Here is a 23,029-nt window from a genome sequence, read left to right as displayed (position 1 = left end):
AATCGATGAGGGACGCGGGGTTCCTTACCACGTCGGGCCGCCCACGCAGCGGCGGCGATTCGCCGTGCCTCAGAGCGCACCTTCGCGGATGGCGCCGGGATCGGCCAGGGCGTGCAGCAGGCGCGCGGCGCTGTGGGCGAAGCGCAGGGTGACGGCCTTGCGCCGAGGGCCGCTCAGGGGATGATCGGGCGGGTCGCGCAGGATCGCGGCGCCGAAGGCGTCGGCGACGATGAGGCCGGCATCCTCCGGGGTCAGGGTGGTGGAAAGCGTCTCGGGGATCGCGAAGTAGAAACGGTCGCAGTAGTCCCGATAGTCCGGCCATTTCCGGTCGGCCCGGAAGTCCGCGACGCTGGACTTGATCTCCACGATCGTCAGGCGCCCGGCCGGACACAGGGCGATGACGTCGGCGCGGCGGCCGTTCGCCAGGGAGAATTCCGGGATGGTGACGTGGCCGAGTTCGGCGAACAGGCGCCGGACGCCGCGCTGGACCTGAAGCGCGGTGGCCGACTGGCGCCGGTCGGGCGGAAGGATCACGGACGCGAGGGCTGCTGACATACGGCTCTGATGCATCGGAACGATGTCCCGAATCGGGACCGTCCCCAGGAAACCAGCCGCGGCGCGGCTTGTCACCTGCGACCCCTTTGCCCCGGCCGGGGTGGAGCGTCGGCGCGCTTCGTGGCACCCATCGCGATGGAGCGGAGGCGCAGGGAGGTAAGTCTGCCGCAGAACGGAAGCGCAGCCCGGACGGCAGATGTCGCGCGCGTCGCGCGTGAACTCGCGCGGTTGGAGGCGCTCGCGGTCCGGCGTCGCCTGCGGGTGCGTTTGCTGCGGGCCGCCCGCGGCTTCCTCGGCGCCGCCGCGACCCTGGCAACGCTGATCAAGCTCAAGCTTGCGGGTTCCCTGGTGCTGAAACTCGGCATCGCCCTGCTGGTGGGTCTCGGCCTGGCCTGGCCCTTCGCAGCCCTGGCGGTGGTGGTGCTTTTCGGCTTCATCCTGGCGCTGGCCAGCCTGTTCGAGGGCGGCTCCCTCGACTGTCCCGATGCCGCTTCCTGCGACGGCTGCGAGCACCGGGAGAAGCGGGCGGCCCGCCTTCGCCACCTCATCGCCCGGCGCCGGACCTGGCTCGCGGCCCCGTCGGGACCGCCCCCCAGCGCGGGTCGGCGCGAGGCCGACCCGCCACGGGCCTCGTGAATCCGTTCAGCCCACGTCCCGCAGGGCGGCCCGGATCGCGTCGAACCCGTCCGTTAAAGCCGCAGGGCCGGGCTGCAGGATCAGCGGCGACTTGATCTCGTGGATGCGCCCGGCGGCCACCGCCGGGATCACGTCCCATCCCGGACGGGTGCGGATGTGCTCGCGGTTCACGCGCTTGCCGCACCAGGAGGCGAGGATCACGTCGGGCCGCGCCGCGATCACGGCTTCCGGGCTCACGATCCGGTCCCGCGCCGCTGCCTGGCGACTTTGTTCAGGGAAAACGTCGTCGCCGCCGGCCGCCGTGATGAGGTCAGAGACCCAGCCGATGCCCGAGATCATCGGCGAGTCCCATTCTTCGAAATAGACGCGCGGCCGCGGCCGTCCGGCGCTCTCCGCAGCCGCCTGCGCGATCCGGTCGGCCAGCCGCGTCGTCAGGGCGTCGGCCTCGGCCGGGACGCCGGTGAGGGCACCCACCGTCCGGATCATCGCCAGGCAGCCGGGCAGGTCGCGTTGATTGAAGAGGTGTACGGCGACGCCGGCTCGGGCGAGGTCTGCCACGATCTCGGCCTGCAGGTCGGAGAAGGCGAGGACGAGGTCGGGGGCGAGGGACAGGATCTTGGGCAGGTCGGCGCTGGTGAAGGCCGAGACTCGCGGCTTCTCCCGCCGGACCCGGGCCGGGCGCACCGCGTAGCCCGAGACGCCGACGATGCGGTCCTCCTGGCCGAGGAGGTAGAGCGTCTCGACGGTCTCCTCCGTCAGGCAGACGATGCGCTCGGGCGGAAACCGGCGCACGGCGCCTCAGCCCTTCAGGTAGCCGAGGAGCCCCGCCCCCGGCGCCAGCATGAGGAAAGCCCAGGCCAAGGCCGAGGTCACGTTGGCGATCTGGAACGGCAGGCGCTTCACCCCGAACACACCCGCGACCAGCGGTACCACGGCCCGGGCCGGCCCGATGAAGCGCCCGATCAGGATGCCGCCGGCCCCCCACTTCCGGCAGAATTCCTCGGCCCGTGCGACGATGGCGGGATAGCGCCGCATCGGCCACATCTGCTTGGCGCCGTCCTTGTAGTAGTGCCCGAACTCATAGGAGACCCAATCGCCCAGCGCCGCCCCGAGGGCGCCCGCCAGCATCACCGGCCAGAACGGGATGCCGATCGACCCCATCAGCGCCCCGATGCCGAGGAGCAGGAAGGTGGCGGGCACTAGCAGCGACAGGAAGGCCAGGGACTCGCAGAACGCGAGCACGCCGACGATGAGCGGCGTCCAGCCCTGGTTCGCCTCGACAAAGGCGAGGGTGCTGGTGCGGATCGATTCGAAGTCCATGGGTCTCGCTTGAGGTTCGGCACCTCGCTGTGACCGAGGGCGCGCATCGGGGCAAGCGCGCAGAGCGCCCGTGGGGGTGCGTCTGAATGGAAAACCGGGTTAAGGGCTGGCGCCCCCGCTCCTCCGCCGTGCGACCTCGGGAGATTCCGGCATGAACATCCTCTCGATCCAATCCCACGTCGCCTTCGGCCACGTGGGCAACGCTTCGGCTGTGTTTCCGATGCAGCGCCTCGGCGTCGAAGTCTGGCCGATCCACACGGTGCAGTTCTCCAACCACACCGGCTACGGTGCCTGGCGCGGGCGGGTCTTCGACGGCCCGGCGATCGAGGACCTCGTTGCGGGTATCGCCGAGCGCGGTGTGCTCGGCACCTGCGACGGCGTGCTCTCGGGTTACATGGGCTCGGCCGACATCGGTACTGCCATCGTGCGGGCGGTCGCGTCGGTGCGAGCGCTGAACCCGCTGGCCCTCTACGCCTGTGACCCCGTGATGGGTGACACCGACCGGGGCATCTACGTGCGCCCCGGCATCCCCGAATTCATGCGCGAACAGGCGGTGCCGGCGGCCGACATCGTGACCCCGAACCAATTCGAGCTGAACCATCTCTCGGGGCTGCCCACGGACACGCTCGCGGAGGCCAAGCGCGCGCTGGCCTCCGTCCAGGCACTGGGGCCCCGCGTCGTCCTCGTCACCTCGCTGATCACCGACGACACGCCGGGGGATGCGATCGACCTCCTGGCGGGGGAGGGGGGGCATTTCTGGCGCCTGCGCACCCCGCGCCTCCATCTCGACGTGAACGGCGCTGGCGACGCCATCGCGGCCCTGTTCCTGGTGCACTACGCCCGGACGCGCTCGGCCGCCCTGGCCCTCGGCATGGCCGGGGCCTCCGTCTACGGCCTCCTGCGCCGCACCGCAGAGGCCGGCTCGCGCGAGATCCTCACGGTGGCGGCGCAGGACGAGTTCGTCACGCCGAGCGAGACGTTCCCGGTCGACACCGTCTAAGGTTGATTCTTCGAGAGCCTGGAGACCCCGCCATGCCACGCCGCTTCGTGACCCTCGACGTGTTCACCGACACGGCGCTGACCGGCAATCCCCTCGCCGTCGTGCTCGATGCCGAGGACCTTGATACCGCCGCGATGCAGGCCCTGGCCGCAGAGTTCAACCTGTCCGAGACCGTGTTCGTCCTCCCGCCCGAGACGCCCCGGCACCGCGCCCGGATGCGCATCTTCACCCCCGCATCCGAGTTGCCCTTCGCCGGACATCCCACCCTCGGCACCGCCATCCTCCTCGCCCTGCGCGACCAGCGGGCGGGACTCACCGCCGCGATGGCCTTCGGGCTCGAGGCCACGCTGGGGACCCTGGCCTGCGTGGTCGAGCCTGGGGATGGACGCGGCACCGGGCGCTTCAAGATGCCGGTGCTGCCGGAATATCTGGGAGAGGGGCCCGAGGCGGATGCCGTCGCCGCTGCTCTGGGCTTGGAGCCGGGCGAGATTGGATTCGCCCGCCACGTCCCAAGCCGGCATCGGGCCGGGCCGGCCTTCCTGTTCGTGCCCCTCGCCAGCCGGGCGGCCCTCGACCGGGCCCGGGTGGTATCCTCTGCGCTCGACGCGCTCGGCACCCCGGCTGCCCTCTACTGCTACACCCTCGATCCCGAGGAGGTCGGCCACCGCTATCAGGCCCGGATGTTCGCGCCCCATCTCGGTGTCCCCGAAGACCCCGCCACCGGCTCGGCGGCAGCGGCCTTCGCCGGCGTGATGATGCAGTTCGAGCCCTTGGGGGACGGCGAGCACGACATCGTTCTGCGTCAGGGCGTCGCGATGGGCCGGCCGAGCACGATCGGGGTCCAACTCGTCATCGAGACCGGCGCCCTGCGTTCGGTGGAGATCAGCGGGGCGGCGGTCTTGGTGAGCGAGGGCACACTGCTTGTCTGACGGCTTCACGCTGACGCCGGTCCGGCGGATCGAAGCCCGGCTGGTGCCCTCCGACTGGGCCTGGGCCCGCGACGAGGCCGCGTCGATCGCCGAGACCTGGGCGCGGCGGCGCGCCGAACGGCCGGACCTGTTCGACGGACGGGTGCTCCTCGCCCGCGACTGCCGCGTCGACGGATCGACCTGCAGGATCGATCTGTTCGAGGTGGCGTATTCCGAGTTCCTCGCCTTCCGCCTGGCGGGCTCCCCCGATCCGGCGGTCAAGAACGCTTTCGCGGCGGTGGTGCCCTGGAGCGCCGACGGCGCGGCCCTCCTCGGCATCATGGGCGAACACACCGCCAATGCCGGGCAGATCTACTTCGCCTGCGGAACACCGGACCGGGCCGACATCCGCGACGGGGACCGGGTCGACCTCGCCGGCAGTGCCGAACGGGAGTTCCGGGAGGAGACGGGCCTCGTGCTGCCGGCCGATGCGCCGGAGGCGTGGGTCCTGGTCGCCGGCCAGAGTCAGCGCGCCTTCCTGCGCCCGGTGCGCTTCACCGAGACGGCCAACGCGTTGCATGGCCGCATGGAAGCCCATCGCCGAAGCGAGGCTGCGCCGGAGCTCACCGGCTTCACCCTCGCGCGTGGGCCGGACGACCTCGATGCCACCCGGATGCCCGGTTTCGTACGGGCCTATCTCACCCGCGCGTTCGCAGCCAACTACCGGTAGCCGTAGCGCGCCTTGGCGGCGCCCAGCAGCCCGAGGGCTTCGCGCTCGCGTCCGCCCGCGCAGGCATCGGCGGCGTGGCGCAGGTCGGCGCTAAAGCGCTCGCCCACGGGCGGGTTGAGGTTGCCGGTGGCGACGTCGCTGTCGACCACCGCCTGGGTGCGGGCGATGGACGGACCGCAGCCGGTGCCTTGCGGCAGGGGAGTCGCGACCACGGGGGCTGCGGCGACGGCGACCGCGGGCGGTGCCGAGGCGGTCGGCTTGCAGGCGCCGAGCAGGGCGGCGGAGAGAAGGACGGCGACGGCGAGGCTGACCCGGGACACGGCGGCTCCTGACTGTACCCGTGCCGGGAAACGGCACAGCTTGATCCGGGGCGGTTTTGCGCCGAGTGCTCCGGCCGGTCAATCGGGTGCCGGATCGGACGAATCTGCAGGGGGAGGGCGGCTCGGAGGGAGCCGCCCATGGTCTTGGTCCGCTGACGCGGATGCGCTCGAAGAGATCCGCTTACTTGGATTTGTCCGCGATGGCCTTGAGGCCTGAATCGTAGATGCCCGAGATCGCGTCGATGGCCACGGCGTCAGGGGCACCCTTGGCCTTGAAGCTGCCGGTCCAATTCACCGTCGAGCCCGTGCCCTTCGGCATCACCGAGATCGTCGAGGAATAGTCGCTTACCGGAAGAGGGCCGGAGACGATGGCGTAGGTGTAGGACATCGCCTTGTCGTCGCGCTTCGTCTGCGACTCGACGATGGTGCCGCCGCCCTTGAGGCTCAGGGTCCGCAGGGTCTTGCCGCCATCCTGCGACAGCACGCATTTCTCGATGGCCGGATGCCACTGACCGATGCCGCAGAAATCGCCGATCGTCGCCCAGACCTTGGCCGGAGGGGCGGCGACATCGATGGTCTTGGCAGCATCGAGCGCCAACACGGGCGCCGTTCCGGCGAGCAGGGCGAGGACGGGCAGGGCCAGGGTGCGCGACAGCATCCGCGACATGATGAGGTTTCCTTCCAGATTTTTCTTGCGTGGACGGACTGATTTCGCCGCCGAATCGTATTCGATCCGTCAGCGAAGCTAGGCGGAGCGAACCCAACGGCAATGCATCCGGCCGAAACGATTGCGAATTCCGGCAAGACCTTGTGGGGAACCAGGCTCCGAGGCCGAATTCCGCCCCGTCAGGCGGTCGGGCGCATCGCTGGGCGCGCCGCGTCGAAACTTGTCAAGTGAGCCCTCAGCGGCTAGGTAAACCGCCTTCGCAAGCGTTCGTGCGCCGCCGCGGCGCGCCCTTGCCTCTCGGGAGAGACGAGCCTTGGCCAGCGCCGGCTCCACGCGCAGCACGACCGACGCCGCCTTCGCGGCCGCTCGGTCACGCGCGTCTCTCGCCGTCCTGCTCCTCCTTACCCGCCCCTGAGGGCCGTCCGGGCGCATGCGCCTGGGCTCTCAGGGGAGCGCAGTTCGCGATGGTGGGTGCCCGCAGTGCGGCGCTTGCCCGGACCTCTACGATTTCCCGACGCCGCGTCCCCCGATTCCGGACTCGCGTCCCGACAGGATAGCCAGCATGACGACCTCCCCAACTCCGGCGCCCGAAGCTCGTGCGAAGGACCGCGTTCTGATTTTCGACACCACCCTGCGCGACGGCGAGCAGTGCCCCGGCGCCACCATGACCCTCGACGAGAAGCTCGCGGTCGCCGAACTCCTCGACACCATGGGCGTGGACATCATCGAGGCGGGCTTCCCCATCGCGTCGAACGGTGATTTCGAGGCGGTCTCCGAGATCGCCCGGCGGGTCAAGCGTGCCACCGTCGCGGGTCTCGCCCGCGCGATTCCCGCCGACATTGCCCGGGCCGGCGAGGCCGTGCGCCAGGCCAGGCGTGGCCGGATCCACACCTTCGTGTCGACCTCGCCGATCCATCTCGCGCACCAGATGCGCAAGTCCGAAGATGACGTGGTGGAGATCATCCTGAAGACGGTGTCTCAGGCGCGCGACCTCGTCGAGGACGTGGAGTGGTCCGCCATGGACGCCACCCGCACGCCTATCGACTATCTCTGCCGCTGCGTCGAGGCGGCGATCCGTTCGGGTGCCACCACCATCAATCTGCCCGACACCGTGGGCTACGCCACCCCGGACGAGTACCGCCGGATGTTCCAGGATGTCCGGAACCGGGTGCCGAACGCCGACAAGGCGATCTTCTCAGTGCATTGCCACGACGATCTCGGCCTCGCCATCGCCAATTCGCTGGCCGGCCTCGAGGGCGGCGCGCGCCAGGTCGAATGCACCATCAACGGCATCGGCGAGCGCGCCGGAAACGCCGCTCTGGAGGAGATCGTCATGGCGATCCGTACCCGCGGGGACGTCATGCCCTACGAAACCGGGATCGAGTCCACGATGCTCACCCGCGCGTCGAAGCTCGTCAGCCACGCGACCAACTTCCCCGTGCAATACAACAAGGCGATCGTCGGCCGGAACGCCTTCGCGCACGAGAGCGGCATCCATCAGGACGGTATGCTCAAGCACACGGAGACCTACGAGATCATGACTCCGGCCTCGGTCGGTGTCGCCAAGACGTCGCTCGTCATGGGCAAGCATTCGGGCCGGGCCGCCTTCCGCTCGAAGCTGGACGAGCTCGGTCTCGTGCTGAGCGACAACCAGATGCAGGACGTGTTCGAGCGCTTCAAGGCGTTGGCCGATCGCAAGAAGCACGTGTACGACGAGGATATCGAGGCATTGGTCGACGAGAACCTCGCCACCGCCCATGACCGGATCCGCCTCGTCTCCCTGTCGGTGATCGCCGGCACCCGCGGTCCACAGCGGGCGACCCTGAAGCTCGACATTGCGGGTCGGATCGTCACCGAGGAGGCCGATGGCAACGGCCCGGTCGACGCGGTGTTCAACGCGATCCAGGCCCTGGTGCCGCACGAGGCCGATCTCGAACTCTATCAGGTACACGCGGTCACCGAGGGCACGGATGCCCAGGCCGAGGTCTCGGTACGCCTGAAGAGCGGCGAGCGCAGTGTGACTGCCCGCGGTGCGGACCCGGACACCCTGGTCGCTTCGGCCCGTGCCTATCTCTCGGCCCTCAACAAGCTCGAAGCCTGGGCGGAGCGCCTTCACGCCCAGAGCCCGGCCGCGGTTTAGCCGAGAAAATAACGCCCCTGGGGTGGACACCCCCCGGGGCGTTTGCTATCAGCCCCCTCGTCGCGGCGGACTTGGTGGGCCGCAGCGATCGCCGCAAGGCGTTGGGTGCATAGCTCAGTTGGTAGAGCAGCTGACTCTTAATCAGCGGGTCCAAGGTTCGAACCCTTGTGCACCCACCAATTCCCTTTCTGACTTAGCCGATTGTCTTAACGCCGTATCGGTACGGCGTATTGGGCTGAAATGTCTCGCCCTCGCTTGCACGATCAGGTCGGCAGATTGGGTGTGACAAGGTCAGCCATTACGGATCTTGCACGCCTATTTGCCTGGGCTCCGCCGAAACGAGCCGGTGACGGCCGGTTCGGCCAGGGCGACTGAGAAGGGGTTCAGGCCTTGCCGGTCGACGATGGCGGCTGAGTACAGGGATCCCACTGCCAGTAGCCCCACTGCGACGATGGTTTTCACCGTGATCCAGAGCCGCCACAAGGACACGTGCATGGTTCGATCCCAAATCTGTCGACCCAGTTTGCTCCCTTAAGGTTACGGCCGGCTTAAGAACTGGCGGAGGCCGAGCATTCCAGATTGCAGTGCGAGCGTTGCGCAATGTTCGACATTCGCAGCCGTGGAGGTCTGCCCGCCAGGGCGCCGCCTAAGCTGTCTGTGATCAGCGACAGATAGCAGGGCTCAATGCCGCCGAGCACCTTGGGAGAAGCGTTTTCTAGGCCGAGGCCTCCCTCTTAGCTAAGAGTCCGTCCGATAAGTCATGAGGCGCGTCCCAGCCGTCGAACGAGGATCATGACGGCAGCGGCGTAGAGGAAGGCTTGGGCCGAGGCGAGGGTCGCCTCCGGGTCTTTCCAAAGGCGTCGGTTGCGGCTGATCCAGCCGAAGAAGCGTTCGACCACCCATCTGCGGGGGTGCACGGCAAAGCCGACTTGATCCTTGGGTTTGCGCACGATGTCGACGGCGATGATCGTTGCAGTCGCGGGCCTATCGCCCGCATAGCCTGCATCGGCGAAGGCCTTGGCGATGAACGGGAAGGTCCGCCGCGACAGGCGCAGCACCGGTCCGGCCCCATCGCGATCCTGCACGTCGGCGGGCTGTGGGTCGAGCACGAGAGCGCGCCCGTCCGTATCGACCAGGGCCTGACGCTTGCGGCCTTTGATCTTCTTTCCGGCGTCGTAGCCCCGCGGGCCACCGCTCTCGGTGGTCTTCACGCTCTGGCTATCGAGCACCGCGGCGGTAGGTGAGGCATGCCGACCAGCCCGCTCGCGGTCCACCATGACAAGGTGATGGTTGATCCGGCCGAACAGGCCGTCGTCGCGCCAGCGCGCGAAGTAGCCGAACGTCGTGCTGCGTGGAGGCAGGTCCTTCGGAATCAGCCGCCAGGCGATACCGCCTCGCAGCACGTAGAAGATGGCGTTCAGGACCTCCCGCGTCGTCCAGACTGGTGGGCGGCCACATGGCGCCGGCTCCGGCATCAGAGGTGCGATCACCGCCCACTCGGCATCTGTCAGGTCGGTTTCATAGCGCAGGCCCGCACGGCTATGCTGCCGCCGGGTGGTCGGGGTCCACATGGCAGATCCAGGTCAGGTTTCAGCACCCTCTTGGAACCACTGCCATCCCGGCCACTCAACCCTGCCTCAGACCCTTATCGGACGGGCTCTAAGAGCCGATAATCCGCTGATGCCCTGGGAACCCGGGGCCGCGCACGATGCGAACAGAATCGGCACCGCCGATCCGCGGGGCCCGGTACGGCCTTCCCCTGACTCGGCGCATGGACCGCGTACCAGCGACACCCCATCCAGGTACGACGCCATCTTTCCGGACGAGTTTTCCAAGTTTTGGGCAAGTCCGTCGAAGGCCTCCCTCTGCAGGCACCATCTAGCAAGAGGATGGCGTGAGGCGCCGTATGCATCTGGTTCGCTATGCTCTTTCGCGATCCGGGCTTGCGCTTTCGCTTGCGCCCCGACAGCTTTCGGTTTCATCGGATCGGGATTGGGCCGCATGCTCTCAGAGCGTCAGAACGCCATCATGGACCTTGCGCGTAACGAGGGACGGGTGCTTGTCGAAGCCCTGTCCGTCCGCTTCGCGGTCAGCGCGCAAACCATCCGCAAGGACCTGAACGACCTGTGCGATGCGCGGCTGCTGTCGCGCGTGCATGGCGGCGCGGTCCTCGGATCAGGCGCGGAAAATCTCGATTACGAGGCCCGTAACGTGATCGCCGCACAGGAGAAGGCTGCGATTGCGCGCGCGACGGCCGACCTCATCCCGGACCGCTCGTCCCTTTTCATCAACATCGGCACCACGACAGAAGCGGTCGCCCGGGCGCTCCTGGGCCATTCCGGCCTGATGGTGATCACCAACAACCTCAACGTCGCCCACGCCCTGCGTGCCAGCGCCGACATCGAGTGCATCGTGGCCGGGGGCCTGATCCGCCGCTCCGACGGAGGGATCGTCGGTGAGGCGGCCGTGGACTTCATCCGTCAGTTCAAGGTGGACTTCGCCGTCATCGGCGCGTCGGCGATCGACGAGGACGGTTCGCTTCTCGACTTCGATTACCGCGAGGTACGGGTGGCCCAGGCGATCATCGCCAATGCCCGGCACGTCGTCCTGGTTTCAGATTCCACGAAGTTCGAGCGCACGGCACCGGTGCGTCTGGCCCAACTCAGCCAGATCGGGACCTTCGTCACCGATCATTGTCCGAGCGAGACGGTACGCGACCTCTGCAAGGCATCCGGAGTCCGGCTCGTGGAAACTGGCCGCTAAGCGTCGGCGCTTGTGATTGACTTTCGATTTGTTTCGTATTTATTCGTCTCACTTTCGTAATCGCATCCGATAGCGGCGATACGAAAGAGGGGAGGACCATGCGCACGTTCGATGTTGCCGTCATCGGCGGGGGAATCAATGGTTGTGGCATCGCCCGAGATGCCGCCGGCCGAGGCTACTCGGTGTTCCTCGCGGAACAGAACGACCTGGGCAGCGGCACTTCGGCCTGGTCGACGAAGCTGATTCACGGCGGCCTGCGCTACCTCGAGCACTATGAGTTCCGCCTCGTTCGTGAGGCCTTGGCCGAGCGCGAGGTCCTGTGGGGCATCGCGCCCCATATCGTTCGCCCCCTCCGCTTCGTCCTGCCCCTGCATGCAGGTCTGCGGCCGGCCTGGCTGCTGCGCCTCGGCCTCTTCCTGTACGATCATCTCGGTGGTCGTAAGCGCTTGCCGGCCACCCGTCGGGTCGACCTCACGGGTCCGATCGGCGCTCCGCTCAAAGCCGAGTTCCGCCGCGGTTTCGAATATTCGGACGCGCGCGTGGACGACACCCGCTTGGTCGTCCTGAATGCGCGGGATGCCCGTCTCAAGGGTGCCGAGATCGCGGTTCGCACGCGCGTGGTGTCCGCCCGCCGGGTGGGCGATCTGTGGCACATCGTGCAGCGTGACGGCGCCTCAGGACGTGAGGAGACCGTGGCCGCGCGCTTCCTCGTCAATGCGGCCGGTCCCTGGGTCGACCGGGTGATCCAGGGTCCCCTGGGGCAGAGCGAGGCGCGGCACGTCCGTCTCGTGCAGGGCTCGCACATCGTGGTGCGCAAGCTCTACGACCACGACCGCGCCTTCATCTTCCAGAATGCGGACGGGCGGATCATCTTCGCCATTCCGTACGCGAACGACACCACCCTGGTGGGAACTACAGACCGGGATTTCGCCGGCAATCCGGCGGATGCGGTTATCAGCGAGGAAGAGACCGAGTACCTCCTTCGGGCCGCGAGCGAGTACTTCGCGGAGCCGCTGCGCCGTGACGACATCGTCTGGACGTTCTCTGGCGTGCGCCCACTCTTCGACGACAAGGCGTCGAAGGCGCAGGAGGCGACGCGCGACTACGTCCTGCAGACAGAGGGCACGGCCGGCCAAGCTCCCGTGCTGAACATCTTCGGCGGGAAGATCACGACCTATCGCAAGCTGGCCGAGGACGCCCTGGTGGAGATCGGCCGCCATCTCGGCGCACGTGGCGGACACTGGACGGGGACAGCGCCCCTTCCGGGTGGCGACTTCCCGGTGGATGCGGTTGATGGTGTCGAGGACCGACTCGCCCACGCGGCACCCGGTCTGGCACCGGGCACCGTCCGTCGCATGGTGGCGGCCTATGGGACAGACGCTCTGCGGATCGCCGAGCGGTTGGGCGACGACCTCGGTCACGGCCTGCACGAGGGCGAGTTGCGCTGGCTGATGACGCACGAATGGGCTCGCACCGCCGAGGACGTGCTCTGGCGCCGTTCCAAGCTCGGGCTCGCCTTTTCGGCGGACGACACCGCAGCCCTTGCGGCTCGGATGTCGACCTCTCAGGCGCAGACCGGGGAGCCCGCCGCCGTAGCCGCGGCCGGCTGAGCTGGAGCGACCGCACCGCACGACGCGCATTCTCAAGGACGACCAACAAGGGCAGCCCGGTCCCGGCCGGAGATATGCCACGACTCAGGAGGAACAGATGCTTCGACCGAACGAGACTGATCGATCCCCCGGCAGGGCGGGTGCGACAGGCGCCTGATTCCAAGACCCCATCGACCTGCGCCGCCGCAGCCTCGTCGTCCAGTCCGAAGCACGAAAGTTCGCCATGATCGGTTTCCTGGCCCCTGCCTCCCACCGACCCCTCCTGCCCGCGGACCGCGTCGACCCGACGTATCGCCGTCTGCGCTGGCAGATCTTCGCCGGAATCTTCATCGGCTATGCGGGCTACTACCTGCTGCGCAAGAACTTTTCCCTGGCCATGCCGTACCTCGTCGAGCAGGGCTACAGCCGCGGCGAACTCGGGACCGCCCTCTCCGCTGTCGCCATCGCGTACGGCCTGTCCAAGTTCCTCATGGGTCTGGTCTCGGATCGTTCGAATTCCCGCTACTTCCTGCCGATCGGCCTGGTGCTGTCGGCACTGGTGATGCTCCTCTTCGGCTTCGCGCCCTGGGCGACCTCGAGCGTCAGCACGATGTTCATCCTGCTGTTCCTGAACGGTTGGTTCCAGGGCATGGGCTGGCCGCCGAGCGGTCGGACCATGGTTCACTGGTGGTCCCAGAAGGAGCGCGGCGGCGTCGTATCGGTCTGGAACGTGGCTCACAACGTCGGCGGTGGCCTGATCGGACCGCTGTTCCTGATCGGGCTGGCCTGGACCAATGACTGGCACTCAGCCTTCTATGTTCCGGCGGCCGTGGCACTCGGGGTGGCGGTCTTCGCGTTCCTGAACATGCGTGACACGCCGCAATCCTGCGGCCTGCCCTCCGTGGAGACCTGGAAGCAGGATTTCCCCGAAGGTTACGACGCCAACCATGAGCGCGAGTTTTCTACGCGGGAGATCTTCGTTGAGCATGTGCTCAAGAACCGCCTGCTCTGGTACATCGCGCTGGCCAACGTCTTCGTCTACTTGTTACGCTACGGCGTCCTGGATTGGGCGCCCACATACCTCAAGGAAGCCAAGCACTTCTCCGTCGACAAGACCTCCTGGGCTTACTTCCTGTACGAATGGGCCGGTATCCCCGGCACGCTCCTGTGTGGCTGGCTTTCCGACAAGCTGTTTCGTGGCAATCGTGGCGCGACGGGCGTCGTCTTCATGGCCGGGGTCATGGTTGCGACACTCGTCTATTGGCTCAATCCGGAAGGAAATCCGGGCGTCGACCTCGGAGCGCTGATCTGCATCGGCTTCCTGATCTACGGGCCCGTCATGCTGATCGGCCTGCAGGCCCTGGAACTGGTGCCCAAGAAGGCAGCTGGAACGGCCGCCGGCTTCACAGGCCTGTTCGGATACCTCGGCGGCTCGGTGGCAGCGAGTGCTCTGGTCGGCTACACGACGGACCACTACGGCTGGAACGGCTGCTTCATCCTCCTGCTGGCGTCCTGCGTCCTGGCGATCGTGTTCCTCGGCCTGACCCTTAGCCATCACACGGTGGTCGCAGAGCCGCGCTCCTGACGGGGGGGCGTTCAGCAGGTGGATCCGGGGCGGGAGTACGTCGAAATGCCGAGGAACGGTCGCTGGCGGAGTGGACGCACTCCGTTCGCGGTGAACGCCGGCGCTAGCCCTTGATTCGCAAGGCAGTCCTTCCGTCGATGCCGAGTGGCTGCGGGAGAAGTGACGCCCGCAGGCGAAGCTGGTCGCCGGAGAAGTCCGGCCGGTGCCGAATCATCTGTCCAGAACTTTAGATCCGCATCCAGCAAAGACGGTTTGCGCTTGTCCGCCTCCGCGTGAGTGCTCGAAAACACATGGAAGATCTATGGAGCGGGCGATCGGGATCGAACCGACGACATCCAGCTTGGGAAGCTGCTCACGGAAAACTTACCAATGCTTGGGTTATTCAGCATAAAGCTTTCAGAAGGCTCCAAAAACAGGCTATCTCCCGTATTCATTCGAGTCTCGTGAAGTCAATACGTTTCACGGTTTGAGTGTACGTTTTGTGCACGGAGGCGGCCTACGAAAAAGTCGAAGTCGTGTGCAGAGGACGGACATCATCGACTCCTTCGTCGTCGATGTGAATCGTCAGGCCGAGGCAGGCCAATTCGAAGGCTGCATCAAGGAATGGTGGGACGCCGACTTCATCCGCTTGGTTCTGCGTGGTCGAGGCAGGGCGGTCGCCGTCTACTATCGTCGCCGGGATGTGACAGTCAGGCTGGGGTATGCCGATGTCATCGACGTGAAGGAGGCGCGATTTAGAGGGGCCCTCGTTCACGAGGTACTCGAACAAGGCGGTTCCGTTCGCGAAGCGAAGGAGGCCATTCGCGTCGTCGAGTGGCCTGCCCCCATTTGGTGGCCCAGGTTCGAAGTCAGTGCATCGTCGGTCTGGACTTGACCCCGTTTGTGGTCCACGGCTTATGCAAGTTCTCGGGCTATGGCAGCTTGGTTGGCGAAGGCTCGAGGCGTCAAGCCGCCCAGAGCCATATGGGGTCGATCTTCGTTGTAGTGGCACCTCCAGTCCTCGATGCGCTCACGGGCATCGGCCAGCGACAGGAACCACGAGGCGTTCAGGCATTCCGCTCGTAGACGGCCGTTGAACGACTCGATGTAAGCGTTGTCGGTCGGCTTGCCCGGTCGGGAGAAGTCGATCTCGACCCCGTTCAGGTAAGCCCACTGGTCGAGCATGCGCCCAGCGAACTCCGGTCCATTATCCACCCGCAGGCTCTTGGGCCGTCCCCTCAGATTGACCAAGGCGTCGAGCGCCTCGGTCACTTGGTAGGCGCGGAAGTTGGCTCTCGGCGTGAGCGAGAGCGCCTCTCGCGTGTGGCAATCGACGACCGTCAGGATCCGGAACGGACGCCCGTCGAAGATGCGGTCGGATACGAAGTCCATCGCCCAGACCTCGTTAGGTCCGCCGATCGCCGGTCGCCCCTGACGGTAGCGCCACGCCCGCTTGCGCTTGGGCAGCTTGGACCGGATCGACAGGCCCTCGTCGCGGTAGATCCGGTAAGTGCGCTTGTGGTTCACATTCCAGCCCTCCCGTCGCAACAGGATGTGCAGCCGCCGGTAGCCGTAGCGGACCCGTGCGGCAGCCAACTCCTTCAACCGCATCCGCAGCGCGACCTGCGGATCAGAGCGTTTGGTATAGCGCTGGGACGAACGGCCGAAGCCGGTGGCCTGGCAGGCCCGACGCTCACTGATGTCGTAAGCCACCTGCAAATGACCGGCGACCTCACGGCGAACGGCGGGCCTCACCACTTTCGTTTGAGCACGTCCTGCAGCATCGAGCGGTCCAGCGTCAGGTCAGCGACCAGCCGCTTGAGCTTACCATTCTCGTCCTCCAGCTGCTTGAGCCGTCGGATCTCCGGCACGCCCATGCCGACGAACTGCTTCTTCCAGCGATAAAAGGTCGGCTCGGACACGCCCATCTTCCGGCAAACTTCGTCCACCGAGGCGCCGTTCTCCGCCTGCCGCAGGGCGAAGGCGATCTGTTCATTCGTGAAGCGTTTGCGAGGCATGGCATCCACCCTCCTTCAGGGTTCAGGATGCCCGAAAAACTTGCGCTCAGCGCGGACCAGTTTGCTGGGTCAGGGTCAGGTCGCGTGACGATGGCGGGGTGAGCGAGCGGCCCTGAGCCGCTCGGTTCGGATGGCCAGATGACGACCTCGGGCGCAGGCGGCTGATAGCCGAGCGACGAGTGCGGCCGGATGCTGTTGTCGTGCCTCCGCCATTGCTCGATCACGACGCTGGCCTCCTTGAGGGTGTAGAACACCTCGCCGTTGAGGAGTTCATCGCGCAGCTTCGCGTTGAAGCTCTCGCAATAGCCGTTCTCCCACGGACTGCCCGGCTCGATGTAGCGGTTGTCGATCCCACCGCCGCGATCCAGTCCTGAACGGCCTTGGCGATGAACTCCGGCCCGTTGTCCGAGCGGATATGCCCCGGCACCCCGCGCAAACTGAACAGATCCGAGAGCACGTCGATCACGTCCAGCGCCTTCAGCTTACGGGCGACCCGGATCGCCAGGCACTCGCGGGTGAACTCATCGATGACGTTCAGCATCCGGTACTTGCGTCCGTTGTGCGTGCGGTGCTCGACGAAGTCGTAGGACCAGACGTGGTCAGGCCGCTCGGGCCGTAGTCGCAGGCAGGCGCCGTCATTGAGCCAGAGGCGTGCCCGTTTCGGCTGACGAGCGGGAACTTTGAGCCCCTCGCGCCGCCAGATCCGTTCGACGCGCTTCACGTTCCCCGTCCAGCCGTCACGCCGGAGCAAGGCCGTGATCCGACGGTAGCCGTAGCGCCCATACTGGACGGCCAATGCGATGATCGCGGCCGTCAGAGCAGCTTCGTCCTCGACCACCACGGCGGCCTTGCGTTGGGTCGAACGATGCTGGCCCAGGACACGGCAGGCGAAGCGTTCCGATACGCCATGCTCGGCAACGACGAAGTCGACACAGGCCCGGCGGCGAGCCGGGCTCAGATGGGGTATTCGGGGTGCGTCGCGCGGTGGAAGCGGCATGATGGTGCTCCGAACCAACCTCGGAGCCCTGCCATGGACCAGCAGCACCACGTCGGCCTCGATGTCTCCGTGAAGGAGACCGCGATCTGCATCGTCGATCCCCACGGCAAGGTCGTGCACCGCGCCACGGTCGAGAGCCATCCCGAGGTTATCAGCCGGCATCTCAGCGACCTCGGGCACAGCTACGGGCGTGTCGGCCTGGAGGCAGGGCCGCTCTCGCCTTGGCTCTACGCCGGCCTAGTCGAGGCAGGGCTCCCGGCGATCTGCGTTGAGACCCGTCACATGCACGCCGCCCTCTCGGCGCGCATCAACAAGACCGACCGCAACGACGCCATGGGCATTGCCCAGATGATGCGGGTCGGCCTGTTCAAGCCGGTTCACGTCAAGACGCCGGCCAGCCAGCAACGCCGCCTGCTCCTGACCTCGCGCAAGCTCCTGCAGCGCAAGGCCTACGACATCGAGAGCGACCTACGCGGCCAGTTGCGCAACTTCGGCCTCAAGGTCGGCGTCGTGGGGGCTGCCGGGTTCGAGCAGCGCGTGCGCAACCTCGTGCTTGATCTGCCGTTCGTCGCGGCCGTGGTCCTGCCGCTGCTGGAGGCACGCTCCGCGCTGCGGACCCAGCTCGCCAAGCTGCACAAGATGCTGCTGGACCAGGTCCGTACCGATCCGATCTGCCGGCGGCTGATGACCGCGCCCGGTGTCGGGCCGATCGTGGCGTTGACCTACCGCACCTGCGTCGACAATCCGGCTCGGTTCGGGCGCTCGCACTGCGTTGGGGCACATTACGGTCTGACGCCGCGGCTCTACCAGTCTGGCGAGACGATGCGGATCGGACGGATCTCGAAGTGCGGGGACACGATGATGCGTGCCGCGCTGTATGAGGCCGCGCTCGTGCTGCTGACCAGCCCGCGCGGCCGGTGGTCCTCGCTGAAGGTCTGGGGACTGGCGGTGGCCAAGCGGCGGGGCATGCAGAAGGCGCTCGTGGCCGTCGCCCGCAAGCTGGCGATTGTGCTGCACCGCATGTGGCGCGACGAGACGGACTTCCGCTGGTCGGTCGCGACCGCTACGGCGGCCTGAGGCCCGCACACCAGCATCACGCAACACCGAGCTCCTCCGGCGTGGAGGAGGTCCCTGTGGGGACGACGGGAGCGGGTGAGACCGAGGAAACTCAAGCGTCGGTTCTGCCGAGCGCGCGGCTTGAGAATCGCTCCACCCACTCCCTCTGATCCCATCATGAGGCGGCCCACGCCGACCTCGGAGAGAAGCAAGAGCTCCACAGGACCGTTCACGCGCCGAACTAGGATGCGCACGAAAGGGAGTTGACCGATGAACCCCGAATAGAGAATAAGTTTCCCGAGGCTGCCTCCTTCAGGATGAGCTTCTCCAGGGTCAGATCGGAGATTGCTCGACGAAGGCGCTGGTTCTCGGTCTCCAGGGACTTCAGCCGCTTGACCTGGTCACCCTTCAGACCGCCGTACTCGGAACGCCAGCGGTAGTACGTGACCTCGGTCACCTCGATGGACCGGATTGCTTCAGCAACTTTGCGGCCCTGCGGGACCAAGACATCAACTTGGCGCAACTTGGCGACGATCTCCTCACCCGTATGCTTCTTCCGTCCCAGGAACATCCGCCACATGGCGCGAAGCCATACCTCAGAAAGGACCACTCTCCAGGAGACAGGCCATGGCGCTAGATGTTTGGTCCCGGCATGTGGTGTGACGGATCGAGCCTGAAGCATTCTGGCTCTTTCGTCCAAGTGTGGCAGATGAATTCGTAGGGCGTGAGGCCGCGCAGGGTCTTGAGCCGACGACCGTAGTTGTAGGCATCTACGAAAAGCTGCAGGTGCTGCCGGAGCTCGTCATGGCTGGCGTAATGGTAGCGCTTGACCGTGGCGTCCTTGATGGTTCGGTTCATCCGCTCGACTTGACCATTCGTCCACGGGCAGCGCGGCTTGGTCAGGCGATGCTCGATCTTGGTCTGCACGCTGAGCCCAATCGAACGAGTGCCAGCGGTAGATGCGCGGCCGATCCTGGATCGCCCAGTAGGCGGCCGCCTTAGCTTCAGCCTCCTCGTCCACCGGATGATTGTCGGTGAACTGGATGCCATTGTCCGTCAGCACCGTGTGGATCGTGTACGGCACGGCGGCGACTAGATCGTGTAGAAAGGCTGCCGCAATGCGTTGCGTCGCCTTCTCGTGCAGTTGGACGAAGGCAAATTTACTCGTGCGGTCGATGGCCACGAACAGGTGCAGCTTGCCCTGTTCGGTGCTGACTTGTGCGATGTCGATGTGAAAGTAGCCGATCGGGTAGGCTTTGAAGCGCGAGCGCTTAGGTTTGTCGCCGTCGATATCCGGCAGGCGGCTGATGCCGTGACGCTGTAGGCAGCGATGCAGGGACGAGCGGGTCAGATGCGGCAGGCTCGACTGCAGCGCGTAGAGGCAGTCATCGAGCGGCAGCAGGGTATGCCGCCGGAAGGCCACGATCACCGCCTCGTCCTCCAAGCTAAGTACGCTGGATCGGGGCTCCTTCGGTCCCATCCGAGCATCGGTGCTGGTTTGGCGTGAGCGCCACTTCTGCACCGTCGTGGCGCTGATGCCGTAGCGCTTGGCAGCGGCCCTTACGCTCTCTTGACGAGCTTGGATTGCGCGACGGACCGTCTCAGTCGTCGTGGCGCTGCCGTGAAGAACCTGTCCCATAGCGCGTCCCTCCATGCGGCATCAGTCGTACCACCACACAGTGGGACCGAACATCTAGCTGGAATGTCCGTAGTCATTCGCCTCCACCATGATTCCGAATTGCACGTGGCTGGATCGCTGCGTGGATCAGATCACGAAGTAGATCTGGCGCCAACTCCGGGTCATCTTGCGGAAGCTCGGCCTCCCGCGAGGCGGCCTTCAGACACTTGGCACTCTCTGCGATGCGTGTTTCGATGTCGCCAACGTCGGTCGAAGCACTCTGAACGTTTGCGCTGATCCAGTCGCGAACGAAGTCGGAAGGATTCTCGACCATGGCGCTCCCTGTGTCAGGGGTAAACACCTCCCCGTCGAACTAAGTTCGAAAGGGCGACGAAAGCGACACGACAATTCCTGGCCTACTGCCCGCCGCTGTTCATAATGATTCGTAATTGTTCGTCCGTTGATATACTACAATCTTATCGATTTGTTCGGTGATTATTGTTATGATCTAAGTGTGATTGTTCAGCTGCGTGGCTACTAAAGTGCTTGGGCGACATAGGCGTAGAGGGCGAGGGGGCTCCTTCATTAAGGGCGACGTGGCCAGCTCAATGACAATCGCTCCGTCTCCGTGGCCCTCGCCGCTTAGGCGAGCAAGAGACGGTCAAGCTGCCGCTACTGGGAGAGGTAAGGACAAATTTCGTTGGTGGGTGGGGGCTCGAAACTGCGAGCGTGGTCGAGCTTCACGAGCCCCACGGATGGACATAAGGCACAGTCGCCATTGATACTCCTCAAAGGGCGCGCCAGACGTCCACGGGAGGACGTCGATGCCGAGGTTAGCGCTACTTGGGGCTTGCATCCTGTTCGGGCTCACTGTGACGGTCCAATCCGAGCCCGCTCCAGTGCCCCCCAATGTACCGGCAACCTTCAAGCCGGCCCAGCGTGAGGGCTACTTCTTCGTCGGCGGTCGCTACGAGACCGTTGCCGGAAAGGACCTCGCTACCGGGCAGATGTTCGTCCAGTTCCATGCCCCATCCGAGGTGACGCAGCCTTTCCCGGTTGTGATGGTACACGGCACCGCACAGACCGGGGTGAACTTCCTGGCCACACCTGATGGCCGGCGTGGGTGGGTAGATCACTTCGTCGACCGTGGTTTTGCCGTCTATGTCGTCGATCAGGTCGGCCGAGGTCGGTCAGGCGACAACCCGGAGGTCTACGGTCCCTACGCTCGCCTCGCACCCGGGGACCTGGAAAGCATCTTCACGGGTCAGGAAAGGTTCGACCTCTTCCCGCAGGCCAAGCTTCACACTCAATGGCCCGGCGGTCCCGGCGTGAAAGGCAATGCGGCCTTCGACCAATTTTATCTCTCGCAGGTGCCGTATATCGCCAGCGCGCTGAAGAGCGAGGAGCTAGTCAATCCGGCGCTTATCGCCCTTCTTGAGAAGATCGGCCCTTCGGTGGTCTTGACTCATTCGCAGGCTGGGGTGTTCGGCTGGGCCGTCTCCGATCAGCGGCCCGATCTCGTCAAAGCGCACGTTGCCGTCGAGCCGAACGGGCCGACCTTCTATGACATCAAGTTCAAGGGTGGAGAGGAATGGTACGAGCGCGTCGGTGAGGCTCGCGCCCGGCCCTACGGCATCACCCGTGTGCCGCTCCGCTTCGAGCCCCCTGTGAGCTCCCCGGCCGACTTGAAGGTGGTACAAGCCGGCCAGCCAACCCGACCGGGTCAGATTCGCTGCTGGCTCCAGGCTGAACCAGCTCGGCAGCTCCCGAACCTTGCCAAGGTACCGGCCGTCATCGTCACCGGCGAAGCCTCGTTCCGGGCAACGATGGATGACTGCACGAGTGCTTTCCTGGCTCAAGCAGGCGCAAAACCGGATCGTCTCGCCCTCGCCGAGCACGGCGTCCATGGCAACGGGCATATGATGATGCTGGAGATGAACAACGGCGCAATTGCCGATGCCATTATCGATTGGATCGCAATTAAGGCCCGTTGAGACCGCCAGGCACACTAGCCTCGTTCCTTGTCTTTCATCGTTCGCGCTTCCCCGACGACAGAGCGCGACGATCACCCCCAAGGGCAAAGCCGAGAATCGGGGCCAAATATTCAGGGGCGAGGAGCCCGATTGTGTTTCACCGTCGAACGATCTGTTTGTCGGTCGGACAGTGAGGCTGGCAAACAGGAATGGCGATGACCACCCTCCCCAAATTACCCCCTGAGGCATTTGCCAAGCAGGACCAGTCGCCGGATGCCTTGTTCTACGCGCAGCCGCGCTTCGTGACGCATATCGACGATCCGGCCATCGAAGCTGTCACCGACCTCTACCGCATGCTGCTGCCACCCGGCGGACGCATCCTCGATCTGATGTCCAGTTGGGTCAGCCATCTACCTGCGGAAGTCGCCTATTCCGCGGTAATCGGGCATGGTTTGAACATCTCGGAGCTTGTCGCCAACCCACGCCTGACAGAGCATTTCCTGAAAGATCTCAATACCGATCCGATGCTGCCGCTCGAGACGGCCAGCATCGACGCTGCCCTCATCTGCGTCGGAGTGCAGTACCTGCAGGATCCCGTAGCCGTGCTGCGCGAGGTTGCGCGTGTGCTGAGGCCCGGCGCACCTTTGATCATAACCTATTCGAACCGCTGCTTTCCAACCAAAGCTGTCGCCATTTGGCGCGCTGTCAGCGGAGCCGATCACGCTCGCCTCATCGACCTCTACCTGCGACATGCAGGATTCTCCGCTATCGAAGCCCGCGCTGTGCTGCCGGAAGACGGCTCGAGTGACCCGCTCTATGCCGTGGTCGGCCGTACATCACCGCCGGAGAGGGGCGCATGAGTCAGCCTGAAACCTGAGCGGGCTTCGGCCCACCGCGCGGCAGCGGACATTCAGTTTTAGCTAGGAGATCGCCCGGTATCGCACAAAATGCGGACGGAGAGGGATCGCGATGCGGCACCCGGAAGCAGTCTCTGCCAAGATCTCGATGCTTCAACCGCAGCAGCTTGACCGTTGTCTCTCGTTCACGGGTACGCTATCGTTTCTGTGTCGGAAAAGGCAGACTTGGTCTGGTAAGCCCAAGTCCTTCCGGTAACGGAAGCTCTGGTCTTTGGCCCAGTGCCTTTGATCCCCGCGGCGAACTGAAGGACGCGCCTG

Annotated in this window: 20 protein-coding genes, 1 tRNA gene and 3 pseudogenes; 13 read left to right on the top strand and 11 right to left on the bottom strand. The window is 65.7% G+C overall.

Translation table 11 applies throughout. The features are described from left to right. Positions 1-69 precede the first annotated feature (69 nt). The gene (locus AC1MGR_RS23435) at positions 70-555 is read right to left on the bottom strand and encodes an MmcB family DNA repair protein (RefSeq protein WP_480234880.1); all 486 of its coding nucleotides are present in this window, start codon (positions 553-555) and stop codon (positions 70-72) included. 228 nt (positions 556-783) lie between these two features. Between AC1MGR_RS23435 and AC1MGR_RS23430 the strand changes: the two genes are divergently transcribed. Next, a complete protein-coding gene (locus AC1MGR_RS23430) occupies positions 784-1,191 on the top strand; it encodes a hypothetical protein (protein WP_480233131.1) in 408 nt (135 codons plus the stop codon). Between the two features lie 6 nt (positions 1,192-1,197). On the opposite strand, the gene AC1MGR_RS23425 is transcribed toward AC1MGR_RS23430, so the two are convergent. Both AC1MGR_RS23425 and AC1MGR_RS23420 read right to left on the bottom strand, forming a co-directional pair. Further along, positions 1,198-1,983: a cobalamin-binding protein gene (locus AC1MGR_RS23425; RefSeq protein WP_480233130.1), complete on the bottom strand. Its 786-nt coding sequence runs from the start codon at positions 1,981-1,983 to the stop codon at positions 1,198-1,200. Positions 1,984-1,989: 6 nt separating this feature from the next. Further along, on the bottom strand, positions 1,990-2,511 hold the full coding sequence (locus AC1MGR_RS23420; RefSeq protein WP_480233129.1) for a DedA family protein: 522 nt from the start codon (positions 2,509-2,511) through the stop codon (positions 1,990-1,992). A gap of 151 nt (positions 2,512-2,662) precedes the next feature. Between AC1MGR_RS23420 and pdxY the strand changes: the two genes are divergently transcribed. From pdxY to AC1MGR_RS23405, 3 genes are read left to right on the top strand one after another with little or no spacing between them, the layout of a single operon-like run. Then, positions 2,663-3,511, top strand: a complete 849-nt coding sequence (gene pdxY / locus AC1MGR_RS23415; protein WP_480233128.1) for a pyridoxal kinase PdxY — start codon at positions 2,663-2,665, stop codon at positions 3,509-3,511. A gap of 32 nt (positions 3,512-3,543) precedes the next feature. After that, positions 3,544-4,440: a PhzF family phenazine biosynthesis protein gene (locus AC1MGR_RS23410; RefSeq protein ID WP_480233127.1), complete on the top strand. Its 897-nt coding sequence runs from the start codon at positions 3,544-3,546 to the stop codon at positions 4,438-4,440. After that, positions 4,433-5,149, top strand: coding sequence for an NUDIX hydrolase (locus AC1MGR_RS23405; protein WP_480233126.1), 717 nt, complete (start codon positions 4,433-4,435; stop codon positions 5,147-5,149). Before AC1MGR_RS23410 ends, AC1MGR_RS23405 begins: the two co-directional genes overlap by 8 nt. Here AC1MGR_RS23405 and AC1MGR_RS23400 read toward each other — a convergent pair. Then, a complete protein-coding gene (locus AC1MGR_RS23400; RefSeq protein ID WP_108035272.1) occupies positions 5,140-5,469 on the bottom strand; it encodes a hypothetical protein in 330 nt (109 codons plus the stop codon). The genes AC1MGR_RS23405 and AC1MGR_RS23400 overlap by 10 nt on opposite strands. A gap of 181 nt (positions 5,470-5,650) precedes the next feature. Then, entirely contained in the window at positions 5,651-6,136 is a 486-nt protein-coding gene (locus AC1MGR_RS23395; protein WP_480233125.1) for an SRPBCC family protein, read from the bottom strand. A gap of 562 nt (positions 6,137-6,698) precedes the next feature. On the opposite strand from AC1MGR_RS23395, the gene AC1MGR_RS23390 reads away from it, so the two are divergent. Further along, complete coding sequence (locus tag AC1MGR_RS23390) at positions 6,699-8,276, top strand: 2-isopropylmalate synthase (protein ID WP_108035270.1); 1,578 nt, start codon at positions 6,699-6,701, stop codon at positions 8,274-8,276. 103 nt (positions 8,277-8,379) lie between these two features. Then, positions 8,380-8,455, top strand: a tRNA-Lys gene (locus AC1MGR_RS23385). Between the two features lie 579 nt (positions 8,456-9,034). Here the strand turns inward: AC1MGR_RS23385 and AC1MGR_RS23380 are convergent. Then, a complete protein-coding gene (locus AC1MGR_RS23380; RefSeq protein ID WP_480233124.1) occupies positions 9,035-9,847 on the bottom strand; it encodes an IS5 family transposase in 813 nt (270 codons plus the stop codon). Between the two features lie 430 nt (positions 9,848-10,277). Between AC1MGR_RS23380 and AC1MGR_RS23375 the strand changes: the two genes are divergently transcribed. The 4 genes from AC1MGR_RS23375 (at position 10,278) to AC1MGR_RS23360 (ending at position 15,087) form a co-directional block, all read left to right on the top strand. Continuing rightward, the gene (locus AC1MGR_RS23375) at positions 10,278-11,039 is read left to right on the top strand and encodes a DeoR/GlpR family DNA-binding transcription regulator (protein ID WP_480233123.1); all 762 of its coding nucleotides are present in this window, start codon (positions 10,278-10,280) and stop codon (positions 11,037-11,039) included. Positions 11,040-11,137: 98 nt separating this feature from the next. Next, positions 11,138-12,649, top strand: coding sequence for a glycerol-3-phosphate dehydrogenase (gene glpD / locus AC1MGR_RS23370; protein ID WP_480233122.1), 1,512 nt, complete (start codon positions 11,138-11,140; stop codon positions 12,647-12,649). 223 nt (positions 12,650-12,872) lie between these two features. Continuing rightward, on the top strand, positions 12,873-14,213 hold the full coding sequence (gene glpT / locus AC1MGR_RS23365; protein WP_480233121.1) for a glycerol-3-phosphate transporter: 1,341 nt from the start codon (positions 12,873-12,875) through the stop codon (positions 14,211-14,213). A 517-nt stretch (positions 14,214-14,730) separates the two neighbouring features. Beyond that, a complete protein-coding gene (locus tag AC1MGR_RS23360) occupies positions 14,731-15,087 on the top strand; it encodes a hypothetical protein (protein WP_480233120.1) in 357 nt (118 codons plus the stop codon). A gap of 20 nt (positions 15,088-15,107) precedes the next feature. Here the strand turns inward: AC1MGR_RS23360 and AC1MGR_RS23355 are convergent. After that, a protein-coding gene (locus AC1MGR_RS23355) for an IS3 family transposase (protein WP_463775996.1) occupies positions 15,108-16,210 on the bottom strand; the annotation gives its coding sequence in 2 pieces (ribosomal slippage) (positions 15,108-15,949 and positions 15,949-16,210; 1,104 coding nt in all). Positions 16,211-16,287: 77 nt separating this feature from the next. Further along, a pseudogene (locus tag AC1MGR_RS23350) lies at positions 16,288-17,180 on the bottom strand (IS3 family transposase); the annotation flags it as partial. Positions 17,181-17,240: 60 nt separating this feature from the next. On the opposite strand from AC1MGR_RS23350, the gene AC1MGR_RS23345 reads away from it, so the two are divergent. Then, positions 17,241-18,284, top strand: coding sequence for an IS110 family RNA-guided transposase (locus tag AC1MGR_RS23345; protein ID WP_480233119.1), 1,044 nt, complete (start codon positions 17,241-17,243; stop codon positions 18,282-18,284). Between the two features lie 262 nt (positions 18,285-18,546). Here AC1MGR_RS23345 and AC1MGR_RS23340 read toward each other — a convergent pair. From AC1MGR_RS23340 to AC1MGR_RS23330, 3 genes and pseudogenes are all read right to left on the bottom strand, one after another. Continuing rightward, a pseudogene (locus tag AC1MGR_RS23340) lies at positions 18,547-18,828 on the bottom strand (transposase); the annotation flags it as partial. Between the two features lie 68 nt (positions 18,829-18,896). Further along, a pseudogene (locus AC1MGR_RS23335) lies at positions 18,897-19,902 on the bottom strand (IS481 family transposase). Positions 19,903-19,975: 73 nt separating this feature from the next. Next, the gene (locus AC1MGR_RS23330) at positions 19,976-20,215 is read right to left on the bottom strand and encodes a hypothetical protein (protein ID WP_480233118.1); all 240 of its coding nucleotides are present in this window, start codon (positions 20,213-20,215) and stop codon (positions 19,976-19,978) included. Positions 20,216-20,705: 490 nt separating this feature from the next. Between AC1MGR_RS23330 and AC1MGR_RS23325 the strand changes: the two genes are divergently transcribed. After that, a complete protein-coding gene (locus AC1MGR_RS23325; RefSeq protein ID WP_480233117.1) occupies positions 20,706-21,875 on the top strand; it encodes an alpha/beta hydrolase in 1,170 nt (389 codons plus the stop codon). A 194-nt stretch (positions 21,876-22,069) separates the two neighbouring features. Continuing rightward, entirely contained in the window at positions 22,070-22,714 is a 645-nt protein-coding gene (locus tag AC1MGR_RS23320) for a class I SAM-dependent methyltransferase (RefSeq protein WP_480233116.1), read from the top strand. Positions 22,715-23,029: the final 315 nt, after the last annotated feature.

Source organism: Methylobacterium sp. BI1 (assembly GCF_056680125.1).
Note: the sequence above shows the minus strand (reverse complement) of the source record. Positions and strands in the feature narration are given on the sequence as shown.